This is a genomic window from Carnobacterium divergens (assembly GCF_900258435.1).
GTDB lineage: Bacteria > Bacillota > Bacilli > Lactobacillales > Carnobacteriaceae > Carnobacterium > Carnobacterium divergens_A.
In genome coordinates this window covers 2,417,964-2,430,414 of the sequence record NZ_LT992558.1, presented here as the reverse complement: position 1 = coordinate 2,430,414, position 12,451 = coordinate 2,417,964, and the positions used below count along the sequence as shown (strand labels likewise).

14 protein-coding genes and 1 tRNA gene are annotated in these 12,451 nt (G+C 35.6%); 14 read left to right on the top strand and 1 reads right to left on the bottom strand.

All coding sequences use genetic code 11. The features are described from left to right. Positions 1-95: 95 nt before the first annotated feature. The 13 genes from CDIMF43_RS12240 (at position 96) to CDIMF43_RS12180 (ending at position 10,504) form a co-directional block, all read left to right on the top strand. Positions 96-833, top strand: a complete 738-nt coding sequence (locus tag CDIMF43_RS12240; RefSeq protein WP_109842162.1) for a metallophosphoesterase — start codon at positions 96-98, stop codon at positions 831-833. A 126-nt stretch (positions 834-959) separates the two neighbouring features. Next, on the top strand, positions 960-2,123 hold the full coding sequence (locus CDIMF43_RS12235; protein WP_074401683.1) for a cation:proton antiporter: 1,164 nt from the start codon (positions 960-962) through the stop codon (positions 2,121-2,123). A gap of 119 nt (positions 2,124-2,242) precedes the next feature. Further along, positions 2,243-4,426 carry a Tex family protein gene (locus CDIMF43_RS12230; protein WP_109842161.1) on the top strand — a complete coding sequence of 728 codons (2,184 nt, stop codon included), beginning with the start codon at positions 2,243-2,245 and terminating at the stop codon, positions 4,424-4,426. A gap of 70 nt (positions 4,427-4,496) precedes the next feature. After that, on the top strand, positions 4,497-4,961 hold the full coding sequence (locus CDIMF43_RS12225; protein WP_074401685.1) for a SprT family protein: 465 nt from the start codon (positions 4,497-4,499) through the stop codon (positions 4,959-4,961). Between the two features lie 139 nt (positions 4,962-5,100). Further along, on the top strand, positions 5,101-5,613 hold the full coding sequence (locus CDIMF43_RS12220) for a MarR family winged helix-turn-helix transcriptional regulator (protein WP_074401686.1): 513 nt from the start codon (positions 5,101-5,103) through the stop codon (positions 5,611-5,613). Next, positions 5,600-6,997: an MDR family MFS transporter gene (locus CDIMF43_RS12215; protein ID WP_074401687.1), complete on the top strand. Its 1,398-nt coding sequence runs from the start codon at positions 5,600-5,602 to the stop codon at positions 6,995-6,997. The genes CDIMF43_RS12220 and CDIMF43_RS12215 overlap by 14 nt, the downstream gene beginning before the upstream one ends. Positions 6,998-7,097: 100 nt before the next feature. After that, a tRNA-Leu gene (locus CDIMF43_RS12210) sits at positions 7,098-7,181 on the top strand. A 251-nt stretch (positions 7,182-7,432) separates the two neighbouring features. After that, positions 7,433-7,816 carry a DUF1310 family protein gene (locus tag CDIMF43_RS12205; protein ID WP_109842160.1) on the top strand — a complete coding sequence of 128 codons (384 nt, stop codon included), beginning with the start codon at positions 7,433-7,435 and terminating at the stop codon, positions 7,814-7,816. After that, positions 7,817-8,167 (top strand): hypothetical protein, encoded by a 351-nt coding sequence (locus CDIMF43_RS12200; protein WP_109842159.1) that lies wholly within the window; start codon positions 7,817-7,819, stop codon positions 8,165-8,167. Between the two features lie 102 nt (positions 8,168-8,269). After that, positions 8,270-8,659: a DUF1310 family protein gene (locus CDIMF43_RS12195; protein WP_109842158.1), complete on the top strand. Its 390-nt coding sequence runs from the start codon at positions 8,270-8,272 to the stop codon at positions 8,657-8,659. Beyond that, positions 8,652-9,872: a lipase family protein gene (locus CDIMF43_RS12190; RefSeq protein ID WP_109842157.1), complete on the top strand. Its 1,221-nt coding sequence runs from the start codon at positions 8,652-8,654 to the stop codon at positions 9,870-9,872. The genes CDIMF43_RS12195 and CDIMF43_RS12190 overlap by 8 nt, the downstream gene beginning before the upstream one ends. Then, complete coding sequence (locus CDIMF43_RS12185) at positions 9,872-10,237, top strand: hypothetical protein (protein ID WP_109842156.1); 366 nt, start codon at positions 9,872-9,874, stop codon at positions 10,235-10,237. The genes CDIMF43_RS12190 and CDIMF43_RS12185 overlap by 1 nt, the downstream gene beginning before the upstream one ends. Next, positions 10,238-10,504 carry a hypothetical protein gene (locus CDIMF43_RS12180; RefSeq protein WP_109842155.1) on the top strand — a complete coding sequence of 89 codons (267 nt, stop codon included), beginning with the start codon at positions 10,238-10,240 and terminating at the stop codon, positions 10,502-10,504. A 176-nt stretch (positions 10,505-10,680) separates the two neighbouring features. On the opposite strand, the gene CDIMF43_RS12175 is transcribed toward CDIMF43_RS12180, so the two are convergent. Next, complete coding sequence (locus CDIMF43_RS12175; protein ID WP_109842154.1) at positions 10,681-11,538, bottom strand: alpha/beta hydrolase; 858 nt, start codon at positions 11,536-11,538, stop codon at positions 10,681-10,683. A 125-nt stretch (positions 11,539-11,663) separates the two neighbouring features. On the opposite strand from CDIMF43_RS12175, the gene CDIMF43_RS12170 reads away from it, so the two are divergent. Further along, positions 11,664-12,338 (top strand): NUDIX domain-containing protein, encoded by a 675-nt coding sequence (locus tag CDIMF43_RS12170; RefSeq protein ID WP_109842153.1) that lies wholly within the window; start codon positions 11,664-11,666, stop codon positions 12,336-12,338. Positions 12,339-12,451 lie beyond the last annotated feature (113 nt).

Here is a 12,451-nt window from a genome sequence, read left to right as displayed (position 1 = left end):
GACTATTTATTTAATCATTAAATGACCTCTCATATTGGATTTCCAAATAATAGGTGTATAATAATAAAAAAGCACGTTAGTAGGGGGATTAAAAAATGAACACACAAGAGGTTTTAGCAATTGGAGACATTCATGGACAGATTCAACTTTTTGAAAAAATGCTGACTCATTGGAAGGAAGCCACGCAACAATTGGTTTTAATTGGGGATTTAGGCGATCGCGGAGAAAATCCAAAGGCCTGTTTTTTGTTGGGGAAAAAATTAGTGGAAGAAAAACAAGCCATTTACTTAAAAGGCAATCATGAAGATTTATTACTTAGATTTTTAGCAGATCCTGAAGAACGTTATGAAAATTATTGTTTGAACGGCGGAATGCGGACACTAGAAAGTCTACTTCATACTGGATTAGAAGCCGAATATTCTCCTACAGAAATCAGCATGTTAGTAAAAAGCCATTACCCTGAATTAATTGAATTTTTAAATGGCTTGCCTCTTTATTTTGAATGGCAGGATTATGTCTTCGTTCATGCCGGTGTGGATTTAACCAAAAGTGATTGGAAAAAAACCAGTGAAAGAGACTTTATGTGGATTCGCGAGCCGTTTCATACTGGCGAAAATAAAACGGGGAAAACGATTGTATTTGGTCATACCATTACGCCATCACTTCATGGAGATAATGAAACCACTTCATTGTGGCAACAGGATCATAAAGTGGGCATTGATGGTGGAGCTGTTTATGGCGGTGTATTACATGGCGTTGTTTTTGATAAAAAGCAGTTAGTAGAAGACCTCGTTTTGGTAAACAAAGGGTACGTTTGGGATGGAGAACGTTAAAATGCAACTAGAAGGCATAGCCTGAAAGAAGAAATAGTGAGATTCAAGACTAAAGGTGATATACTAGATAGGCGTAGCAATTAGGTGAAAACTTATCAAAAAACAGGAAAAGAAAGAGGTAGTTAGATGGCATTTTTAGGGTCATTGTGTTTGATTTTAGTGTTTACAAAGGTAGCAGGTCACTTATGTAATCGAATTGGCGTTCCTGCAGTGATTGGAGAACTATTAGTAGGAATCATACTAGGACCTGCTATTTTAGGATGGATTCAACCAGATGCGTTTATCCATTATTTTGCAGAAATTGGTGTTGTGATTTTAATGTTTATTGCGGGACTAGAGAGCGATTTGGCCTTATTAAGAAAATATTGGAAGCCCGCACTTTCAGTCGCTTTGTTAGGCATTGTTTTCCCAATGGTATTTGGTTTTGGGATGGGGGAACTTTTTGGGATGGCATTTCAAAGCTCGATTTTCTTAGGGGTATTGTTTAGTGCAACCTCGGTTAGTATTTCCGTTCAAGTGTTAAAAGATTTAAACAAAGTAGATTCAAAAGAAGGCGCAACAATTTTAGGCGCTGCGGTTGTTGATGATATCGTGGTTGTTATTCTTCTAGGCGTATTGGTGAGCTTGTTTAACACAGGTGGTGGAGACAGTCAGCCGTTACCTTTCATGTTGATGAAAAAAGTGATTTTCTTTATCGTTATTTTTGTTCTTGCAAGATGGCTTGTTCCAATGTTAATGAAAATTTCATCTAAGATGTTGACGATTGAAGCAGAGACAGCAATGGCGTTGATTATCTGTTTAGCCTTCTCTTATTTTGCGGATTTTATGGGAATGGGAAGTATTATTGGCGCGTTCTTTGCTGGAATCGCCATTTCGCAAACACCTTACAAGCACAAAATTGAAAAGAAAATCGAACCCATTGGCTACGCTGTGTTTATTCCAGTCTTCTTTGTTAGTATTGGATTAAATATGGACTTTTCAGGTTTTGGTGAACAATGGCTCTTCATTCTATTATTGACAGTCGTAGCTGTTTTAACCAAACAATTTGGTGGCGCGATTGGTGCAAGAGTGACAGGATTCAATTGGAAATCTGCCGCAGTAATCGGTGCAGGAATGGTATCCCGCGGTGAGATGGCATTGATTATAGCCAAATTAGGATTAGAATCTAATCTATTAACAGAAGAGTTCTATTCTTCAATTATTGTGGTGATCATCGCAACAACTGTCATCGCTCCGTTTATTCTCAAATATACTATTACAAAGCAAGACGAGTCTTTGAAACTGAATTAAGCAAGTGCCCCTCAGCCAATAAGGATTGAGGGGTTTTTTAATAAGTTCATTCTAGAAGTTACAAGCTTTAGGATTTATGCTAAAATAAGAGAAGGATTTTAGAAGAGAGGAAGAACAAAATGGCTGAAAATAATGATGCAACAATTTTAACCTTACTAAAAAAAGAATTAAAAATTTATAGCGATAAACAAATGAAAACTGTTTTAGATTTACTAGAGGAAGGAAATACCGTTCCTTTTATTGCCCGTTACCGTAAAGAAATGACCGGGAGCTTAGATGAAGTTCAAATTCGTGAAATTGAAGATCGTTACCATTATTTACAAAACTTAGAAAAAAGAAAAGGCGAAGTTTTGCGGATAATAGAAGAACAAGGGAAATTAACTCCTGAGTTAAGAAAATCAATCGAAACAGCGGCTAAGATGCAATTAGTAGAAGATTTGTATCGTCCATACAAACAAAAGCGCCGCACGAAAGCAACCATTGCTAAGGAAAAAGGTTTAGAACCACTTGCTGAGTGGTTAATGACCTTCCCTACAGGTGTTGACATTAAAGCAGAAGCTTCTCGTTATGTAAATTCAGAAAAAGAAGTTGCATCTCCAGAAGAAGCATTAGCGGGTGTCCATGAGATTTTAGCTGAAAAAATTAGTGATGAACCAAAATACCGCACATGGATTCGTGGCTTTACAAATAAAAATGGTTTCATTAAAACAACCGTAAAAAACAAAGAAAAAGATGAAAAAGAAGTCTATGAAATGTATTATGACTTCCAAGAGCCAATTTCAAAATTGGTATCGCATCGCATTTTAGCCTTTAACCGTGGTGAAAAAGAAGACATTCTAAAAGTGAATTTAGTCGTGGATGAAGAGCGTATTATGAACTACCTAAGCCGTGAAATTATTGAAAACGAAGATTCGGCAGCAGTTCCATACGTAACAGCAGCTTTTGAAGATAGCTACAAACGTTTTATTGGCCCATCAATTGAACGAGAAATTCGTGGCGAGTTAACAGAACGCGCAGATGAACAAGCCATTCATATTTTTGGTGAGAACCTGCGTAATTTGTTACTACAAGCACCTTTAAAAGGCAAAATGGTCTTAGGACTTGACCCCGCTTATCGGACAGGCTGTAAGTTAGCTGTGATTGATCCAACAGGAAAAGTCATTGCTATTGATGTGATTTATCCTCATAAGCCAGCTGGTGAAAAACCAAGAAAAGAAGCGGCTGTTAAGTTTAAAGAAATGATTAAAAAATATGGCATTGAAATGATCGCAATAGGGAATGGAACGGCTAGTCGTGAGTCTGAACAATTTGTTGTGGATAATTTAAAAGAAATCGACGACGACGTTTATTATGTTATTGTAAATGAAGCAGGAGCTTCTGTTTATTCAGCAAGTGATTTGGCACGTAGCGAATTTCCTGATTTACAGGTGGAACAAAGAAGTGCAGTTAGTATTGCTCGTCGCCTACAAGATCCACTAGCAGAATTAGTGAAAATCGATCCTAAAGCCGTTGGTGTGGGACAATATCAACATGATGTTTCGCAAAAACGTTTAGAAGAACGTCTTGAGTTTGTTGTTGAAACAGCCGTTAACCAAGTAGGGGTTAACGTAAATACGGCAAGTGCGCCACTGCTACAACATGTAGCCGGTTTAAATAAAACAACTGCGACTAATGTCGTTGCGTACCGTGATGAAAATGGCCGCTTTGATAGTCGTGCTGCCCTTAAAAAAGTTCCTCGTTTAGGACCAAAAGCATACGAACAAGCCGTTGGGTTTATGCGCATTGTGGATGGGAAGAATATCTTAGACAACACAGGAATTCACCCTGAAACGTATAAAGAAGCAAAAGAAATTTTAGCGTTAGCAGATTTAACGTTAGCCGATGTTGGAAGTGTGAAAGCTAAAGAAGCGTTGGCTCAATTGTCGTTGAATCAACTTAGCGAACAAACAAAATTAGGAAAAGAAACTTTAAAAGATATGATCGATGCTTTATCTCGACCAGGACGTGATTTACGTGATGAATTGCCAGCACCTTTATTACGCAAAGATGTGTTAACTATGGAAGACTTAAAAGCCGGCATGGAGCTTGAAGGGACGGTACGTAACGTTGTGGATTTTGGAGCGTTTGTGGATATCGGGGTTAAGCAAGATGGAATGGTTCATATCTCTAAACTAAGCAATAAATTTATTAAACATCCAACAGATGCTGTTGCTGTAGGAGATGTTGTGACCGTCTGGGTTGATTCAATTGACTTGAAAAAAGGCCGAATCGCTTTAACGATGTTGCCTCCAGAAAAAAAATAAGTTAAACATGTTCACCGACAAAGAGTGTGTTGGTGAGCATTTTCATTTATAAGTAAAGGATTGGATTAAAATGAATCAAAAAGAACTGCAACTACTTGTTGAAAGTATTTCAATCAACGACTTTCAGCGACCTTTTAATCATCAAGCGACCTTTAATTCACGTTTAAAAACAACGGGTGGACGGTACCATTTAAACACCCATCATTTAGATTTTAACTTAAAAGTATTGGAAACTTTTGGTATGGAGGAATTTATTGGGGTTGTGAAGCATGAACTCTGTCATTATCATTTGCATTTAAGTGGTGGCGGTTATCAGCATAAAGATGCTGATTTTAAAAGATTGCTAAAGCAAGTTGGCGGCAGCCGTTATGTTCAGTCCTTAAAAACAAAGGATCAAAAGCAAGCTTATTGGGTGTATCAGTGCCAACAGTGCAAAAATTCGCTTTATCGAAAAAGACGCTTTAATACCGCACGTTATGTGTGTGGTCAATGTAAGGGGAAATTAGTTTTAAAAAGCGAACGAGTGGAGATGTAAAAAGCGACAAACTGAAAGGCTTTACGTTATTTTATGCGTAAAGCCTTTTTTTGTTACTTGACAATTCCCTCCCTTTATCTATATAATACACTAGTGTACTATATAGTAGAGTACTAGATAGCTAGAAAGTGGGAAAGACATGGAAAATTATTCATTTGACATTAATATGAAGTTAAAAAGAGTCAATCGATTGCATAAAATAAAAGCAGATAAAGAGCTAAACGCATTAGGTATTCATGTAGGACAATCATTCATATTAGAAGTAATCTACATGAAAAAAAGTTGTACACAAAAAGAAATTGCTGATTATTTAAAAATCTCAACGTCTTCTATTACCAATCCTATTAAACGGTTAGAAGAAAAAAAGCTAATAAAAAAAGAGCAGTCTAAAACGGATTTACGTTACAATGTGATTACGCTCACCAAAGAAGGAACACTTGCCATTAAGCAAATGCTAAGCACTATTAATGAGATCGAACAAACGCTGATTAAAGGTTTTTCAACAGATGAAGTGAACCAATTAAACGATTTTTTTAATCGAATGATTTATAATTTGCAACCAGAAGGAAGCTTAGAAGAGCTTCAAAAAGAAGAATACGGCAATATGTATGCCGAGAGTATTGAGGTGAATCATAAAAATGACAACAGATAAAATTAAAGTAAGTACCTTAATTGCGATTGTCGCATCAGCGATGTTGACTTTTATGGGGATTGTTTCGGAAACGGCATTAAATGTTGCTTTTCCAATCTTAATGAAAGAATTTAATGTAACAAGTGCAACGATTCAATGGTTAACAACAGGTTATTTATTAGTCGTCGCTATTTTAGTTCCTATTTCACCGATGTTGGTGAAACGTTATCCCACAAAGCGCTTATTTCAAGCTGCAGTAGTGATTTTTACTGTAGGGACGATTATTTGTGGCTTTGCAACGAGTTTTCCGATGCTATTAGTAGGTCGTCTGATTCAAGCGATTGGCACAGGTATTTCCTTGCCGTTGATGTTTAACTTAATTTTAGCTTTAATTCCAATGCATAAGCGGGGCGTGATTATGGGGATTGCAGGACTTGTTACGAGCTTTGCACCTGCGATTGGACCAACTTATGGAGGGCTTGTGGTGACGTCAATTGGCTGGCAATCGATTTTTCTTATTTTATTGCCGTTGTTGGTAATTGCCTTAGTAGCCGGAAGTTTAACGATTCAATCAATTTCAACAATTGAAAAACAAAAGATTGATTTTCTTTCAATTGGGTTATCAATTGTTGCATTTTCAGGGATTATTTACGGCTTTAGTTTAGCAGGTGAGACTGGTTGGTTTCATCTAGGGGTTATGGGTTCTTTAGGAATTGGTGCGATTGGGTTAGCCTTATTTTCAATCCGTCAGCTTAAAATTGATGTCCCATTGATTAATTTAGCTGTGTTTAAGTTTCCGATGTTTACGCTAGGGTTACTACAAGTCTTTTTATTGATGATGATTGTTTTAGGAAATTCCTTTTTATTGCCGACCTTTTCTGAAAGTGTATTTGGCGTAAATGCGACAGTGGCAGGATTTATGCTGTTGCCAGGAGCGGCCATCAGTGCGATGTTGGCACCTATTGCTGGGAAAATTCTAGACAGTTCAGGGCCACGGGTTGTTATTTCATTTGGAGCCTTTCTATTAGCTGTTGCTACAGGGCTATGTGTGCTGTTTACGAGTCAATTAACAACGATTTTGATGGGCAGCTTGTATTTGCTCCTAATGATTGGTGTAGCGTTTGTATTTGTTCCTTCTCAAACGAATGCTTTGAATCAATTGCCACAAAAGTACAATTCAGATGGAACCGCGATTATTAATACTTTACAACAAGTCTCTGGTGCGATTGGAACCTCATTAGTAGCTGGCTTATTAACAGCTAGTCAACAAAAAATAACTGATTCCGCTAACCATTTATCAAAAGAACAATTGATGGTTGAAGGAGGGCATAATGCCTTCTTACTGATGTTTGTTATTGCTGTGATTGGATTTATTTTAAGTTTTGGGCTGAAAAAGAACAAATAAAGCAAAAGCGCTTGAAGGTAGTTGCCTCCAAGCGCTTTGTTTTAAAAGAAATTGACTTTGATTTATTCCTATTATAAAATAAAAAGAGAAACAAGCAACTGCGGTCATGGCGGAATGGCAGACGCGCTGCCTTGAGGGGGCAGTCGGGATTCTCCCGGTGGAAGTTCGAGTCTTCTTGACCGCATAGTTCAGTGATAAACCTTAATATAATAAGGTTTATCACTTTTTTTTAGGGGTGTAAGTAACCATACTTGCGACCTCTTTTTTTTATGGCTAAATTTAGAGAAAAAATCGCAATTTGAACATATAAAACTAACATGGGCATACTTATAACGCTATCTATTTTATTGTGATTTTGGTAAAATAAATAGTAATTAGAATTAAAGTTTAATCTATTATATATACTCGTTTAATAAATGTAGAAGTAGGTGGAAAATGAAGAAGAAACTACTAGTAGTTATAGGGATTATTGTGATTATTATAATTGGGATTGGAGGGAAAGTTATGTTAGACAATAAGAAACAAGAGGATAGAATGATTAATATTGTGAATAGTCAAGAAGCAAAAGAAGTATTTGAAAATGGTTTAAAAGTACTTGACTCAAAAGCCTTCACAGAAGAAGGAATTATTAAATCATATGAGATTGATGAGAAAAGTATCAAACATAATCCTATGGGTGGGATAAATGTAACACTTTTTGCTAATAAAAAATCGAATCTATATGTTTTTTTCACACTCAACAAAGATGAAAATGGGAATTTAACTGATGAAGGTGGTGGAAATTCTTCTGATTTAGAAAGATTATTGGAGGGGAAGTAGATGAGTGATAATTACACTGATAAACAAAGAATGGAAATAGCTGAACAAGAATATAATTCATATAAAGAGTCAGATCCAGTAAAAATAGGAAAAGAGAAAAATAAGATAGGTTATGTATCTCAAGTAAATGATAAGTCCACTGGTGAACAATCATTTGTTATTACAGATAATTATGTATCTCCAACTTCGTCTTTATCTGAAAGAAACCAAGTAAAAGAAGTTACGGTAATTTATCGTGATTCTTCTTTTGAGTTATCATCAGATGCTGCAAAAGACTGGTTACTAAATGATATCCCAACCGGGATACAAGTGGCTAATGGTGGAGGAGCAGTAACATGTCCATACTTATAACGCTATCTATTTTATTGTGATTTTGGTAAAATAAATAGTAATTAGAATTAAAGTTTAATCTATTATATATACTCGTTTAATAAATATAGAAGTAGGTGGAAAATGAAGAAGAAACTATTAGTAGTTATAGGGATTATTGTGATTATTATAATTGGGATTGGAGGAAAGGTTATGTTAGACAATAAGAAACAAGAGGATAAAATGATTGAGATTGTGAATAGTAAAGAGGCAAAAGAAGTATTTGAAAAAACAATAAAAAATATAGATCCAAAAGCATTTAGTAGCTATGGAATTATCAAATCATATGAAATTAATGAAAAAAGTATTAAACACAATCCAATGGGAGGAATTAATGTAACTTTGAATATAAATAAAAGTAGTGATTTAGTTATAAATTTTACTTTAGACAAATCAAACGGAGAACTTGAATCTGGAGCTATCAGTTATTCTGGTATATTGGCAGACCAGTTGGAGGATAATAAAAATGAATGATAAAGACCGTGTTGAACTAGCTAGAAAAGAATATGATGATTTGCAATTAAATAGTAAAATTGATTTGAATGGAGGAGAAACTACTGTTGGAAGAGTATCACAAGTTAATGATAAGCCCACCGGTGAACAATCTTTTGTTGTTACAGACAAGTATTGTCCTACCTCTGCATCAATCGAACAAAGAAACCAAGTAAAAGAAGTTACGGTAATTTATCGTGGTTCTTCTTTCGAGTTATCATCAGATGCTGCAAAAGACTGGTTACTAAATGATATTCCAACCGGGATACAAGTGGCTAATGGTGGTGGAGCAGTAGCAATGCCACAATTGCAATCATCAGCTGAAACCTTAAAAAATGCTATGGAATTATATCCAAATGCACAAGTATTTGTTTATGGACACTCACTAGGTTCCATGAATGCGCAATATGCAGTTTCAGATCTATCAGATAAAGAGAGTTCACGTATTGCAGGTGGCTTTTTTTATGAAGGGCCAAATATTTATGGTGTTCTATCCCCTAAACAACAAGCAACAGCAGATGCCCTAACAAAATTAAACAAATTATTTAACTATGTGGATTCAAAAGACCTTGTTCCTATCGGTTATGGTTCAGGAAAAATGTCAGTAGGAAATATTATTAGAGTAAATTCCCAAAAAGTAGGACTTATTGATCAACATATGTGGGGTGGATATGAGTTTAATAAAGATGGAAGCATTAAAGCCACAAAAGAAGGCAGTCTCCAACTAGCAAAATATCGGGTAACTCAACAGTTATCTGCAATAGATATGATGAGAAAGAATTTTATGAAAAGCGGTGGTGGTCTTTCTAGCTCAGAAGAGATTTTTCTTGATGCATCAGAAGCAATGGCAATTACCCAAGGGATGAAACAAACAATCAATGGTGAAATTGCAGAGCTCAAACAAATGTATACAGACGGTATCAAAAATGCAGGAGATTTGTGGAAAACAACCAGATCAAATGCTGAAAATACAGGTTCACATTTATCTTATGGAGAGTGTATAGAGGCATTAGCTAGAGGGAATGCAACAGAGAGTAGCATCGTAAGAGAACCAGTACGTGAATACGAAGAAAAGTTAGCAAAAGCTACAAAGATAAGTAGAAATTATGATGAGTTATTGCAGAAAATAGGCGACTCAATTAAGAGACAACTTGAAACAGACCAAGAGTTAGCTAATCAGATAAGGAGTATGTAATGGAAAAAGAAGAAGAGCTATCCAAAAAATTAGATGTGTTAGAAACAGACTATAGAAAAGAAAAACAGCAAATAGAAGAAACAATACAGGATGTTCATCATGAGAATCAAATCTTCCGTAGGGAAGTTGAAAGTTTAGCTGATTATGTGAGGTATATGGCAAAAAAAGAAGAAGCTACTGGGACAGAAGCCTTGCAACAAGCCTATAGATTCCTTCAAGAAGCACAAGAAGAAGGTCAAATGGTCGTAAAAAAAACATTAAATAAACTAGATGATAAGCAAGAAGAACAAAGGCTTTCTTATCAAAAACAAAGAACAACCTATGAAGAGGACATTTTACTAGCAAGGAAAGAGAGGAACGTATAAATGATAGATGCAGTAAAAGAAAGTTTAGCGGATATACGAAAAGAGCTTGAAAAAAAGTTAATTCAAACATTTGTGGCTAGTCAAAGTCATGCAACATCTGAAAATCGTAAACAAATGATGAATCAAATGGAAAAAGAAAAGAAGAGCGGATTAAAAAGTACAAGTTCCAATTATCTATCCAGTTTTAAAACCTCAGCAAAAGGGCAATGGGTTAAACAAGCGGAACAAACATTTAAACAAACTACTGAGCAATTTGATGATTTATAAAATCATAATTTTTTAGGTAAGAGGGACAATTTTAGTGATTTGTTATCTCTTTTTTTTACTCACCTCAAGAGACAAGAGGATTTGTCACTTTTTTACAATAAAAAAGACAAACCCATTAAATACATAGGTTCGTCTACAGTCTGAAAGAAGTTACATAAAAAGGAACGTCTTTCTTTTTAGTTTTCCACCAATTCAATCCTTTTCTCCCTACTCAAAGTAGAATCCTCCATCAAAAATTGGTGAACCCACCCCACAACCTCTTGATTATCAACCAATCCAATATGCGTATCCGTTGTTATTTTTTCAAGATAAGTATGGACATTTTCTGGGAAAATTAACCGTGACGACAAAGCACTGCCAAGTGGAACGATACTATCGGTTTTTTTACCACTTCCATCATCGCCTGCAATCGAAAGGACAGCTAATTGTGGATTTAACTTTGAGCGATTGCGGATATACGATTTCAACTCATCTGTTTGAAAAGGAACCTCTTTAAAATCAAGATTTACTTGATTGTCCTCAGGATCGAGCTCATTAAAAGGAGCACCTAAAACAACCATTTTGCGTAAGTGAGGAACGTCTTCTTTTTGGTCATACTCCTCAGCGTAATCCGTTAGTGCTAACCCGCCATTCGAAAAACCAATCGCATCAAATTGCTGAAATTGATACGTTTTTTTCAAATGAGTGAGTAATTTTTGAAGCCCTTTGCTCCAATCCTCGATAGGCGCATTATTTTCTTCAAACCCAATAGATACAATTGGATGCTTAGCATCTTTAGTGAGGGTTCCTTGATAATCTAGTTGACCATCCCCATCAATTGTTACTTTTAATGTTTCAGTTGAAGGGTCAGGTAAGTCGTTTAATTTTTGAATAAAAGCATCAAATGAATCTTCATTGCCTCCACTTCCATGAATGACAACGATTGGAATTTCATTTTCCAGTGCTAGTTTTGGTAAGGTGCTTTTTTTAGGAGTGGCTGTGCAAGCACTTGTAAAAATTAAAAGTAGGATAAAAAAAGTGAGTAATTTTTTCATTGATAAGAACTCCTTTAATAGAGGATTGTTAAAATTGTATCATGTGCTATTTTTATTTACTAGTTACATTCTTTAAAAGTATAGTAAACTAAAGAGAGAGAGATACAAAGAAAGGAAGTTTAGAGATGAAATTTAACTCAAAAGCAGAAGAAAAATATTACTATGAACGAGTGGCACCAGAAGCTGATTTTTTAGAGTGGTACGCCAATGAAGACTTGCCTCAATATGAAAAACCTTCTGTTACAGTCGATAATGTGATGCTTTGCTATGATAAAGAAGCGCATCAACTTAAAATGCTATTAATCAAAAGAATAGCCAACCCTTTTAGAAATTGTTGGGCACTGCCAGGAGGTTTTGTTGACAAACAAGAAGCGACCACAGCAACCTGTCTAAGAGAAACAAGAGAAGAAACTGGAATTGAATTAACAAAAGAGGCTATTTATGAAATAGGTTCATTTAGCCAACCTAATCGTGATCCACGTGGCTGGACCATTACCATTAGCTACTTAGCCCTTTTGCCAACAATGCCTACTGCAACAGCAGGAGATGATGCAAAAGAAGCCCAGTGGTTTGATGTGTCCCTTCAAGGCGAACAGTTGCTGCTGAGTTTAAATGAGCAAAAAATGACGATTGATTTAACGAATACAAAATCTGATAAGACCCCTTTAGCCTTTGACCATGAGGCGATTATTCGTAGTGGTTTTAAAAAATTATTTTTAATGGAAAAACCCCCTCACTTGGAAACTTTATTTGGCAAAACACATTCACTAGAAGTGCTAAAAAATAAGTTGAAAAAATAGATAGATAAGTTAAATAAAATAAATTTACACATAATGACTAGGTTATTTTGGTGTAAGTTTATTTTTTTTGTGAAATACATAACAACACATTTAGGTTTAATGACTATATTTTT

What these genes read in the sequence shown, in the direction of transcription:
- CDIMF43_RS12240 (WP_109842162.1), top strand. Translation starts at nt 96, where the DNA reads ATGAACACACAAGAGGTTTTAGCAATTGGAGACATTCATGGACAGATT.
- CDIMF43_RS12235 (WP_074401683.1), top strand. Translation starts at nt 960, where the DNA reads ATGGCATTTTTAGGGTCATTGTGTTTGATTTTAGTGTTTACAAAGGTA.
- CDIMF43_RS12230 (WP_109842161.1), top strand. Translation starts at nt 2,243, where the DNA reads ATGGCTGAAAATAATGATGCAACAATTTTAACCTTACTAAAAAAAGAA.
- CDIMF43_RS12225 (WP_074401685.1), top strand. Translation starts at nt 4,497, where the DNA reads ATGAATCAAAAAGAACTGCAACTACTTGTTGAAAGTATTTCAATCAAC.
- CDIMF43_RS12220 (WP_074401686.1), top strand. Translation starts at nt 5,101, where the DNA reads ATGGAAAATTATTCATTTGACATTAATATGAAGTTAAAAAGAGTCAAT.
- CDIMF43_RS12215 (WP_074401687.1), top strand. Translation starts at nt 5,600, where the DNA reads ATGACAACAGATAAAATTAAAGTAAGTACCTTAATTGCGATTGTCGCA.
- CDIMF43_RS12205 (WP_109842160.1), top strand. Translation starts at nt 7,433, where the DNA reads ATGAAGAAGAAACTACTAGTAGTTATAGGGATTATTGTGATTATTATA.
- CDIMF43_RS12200 (WP_109842159.1), top strand. Translation starts at nt 7,817, where the DNA reads ATGAGTGATAATTACACTGATAAACAAAGAATGGAAATAGCTGAACAA.
- CDIMF43_RS12195 (WP_109842158.1), top strand. Translation starts at nt 8,270, where the DNA reads ATGAAGAAGAAACTATTAGTAGTTATAGGGATTATTGTGATTATTATA.
- CDIMF43_RS12190 (WP_109842157.1), top strand. Translation starts at nt 8,652, where the DNA reads ATGAATGATAAAGACCGTGTTGAACTAGCTAGAAAAGAATATGATGAT.
- CDIMF43_RS12185 (WP_109842156.1), top strand. Translation starts at nt 9,872, where the DNA reads ATGGAAAAAGAAGAAGAGCTATCCAAAAAATTAGATGTGTTAGAAACA.
- CDIMF43_RS12180 (WP_109842155.1), top strand. Translation starts at nt 10,238, where the DNA reads ATGATAGATGCAGTAAAAGAAAGTTTAGCGGATATACGAAAAGAGCTT.
- CDIMF43_RS12175 (WP_109842154.1), bottom strand. Translation starts at nt 11,538, where the DNA reads ATGAAAAAATTACTCACTTTTTTTATCCTACTTTTAATTTTTACAAGT.
- CDIMF43_RS12170 (WP_109842153.1), top strand. Translation starts at nt 11,664, where the DNA reads ATGAAATTTAACTCAAAAGCAGAAGAAAAATATTACTATGAACGAGTG.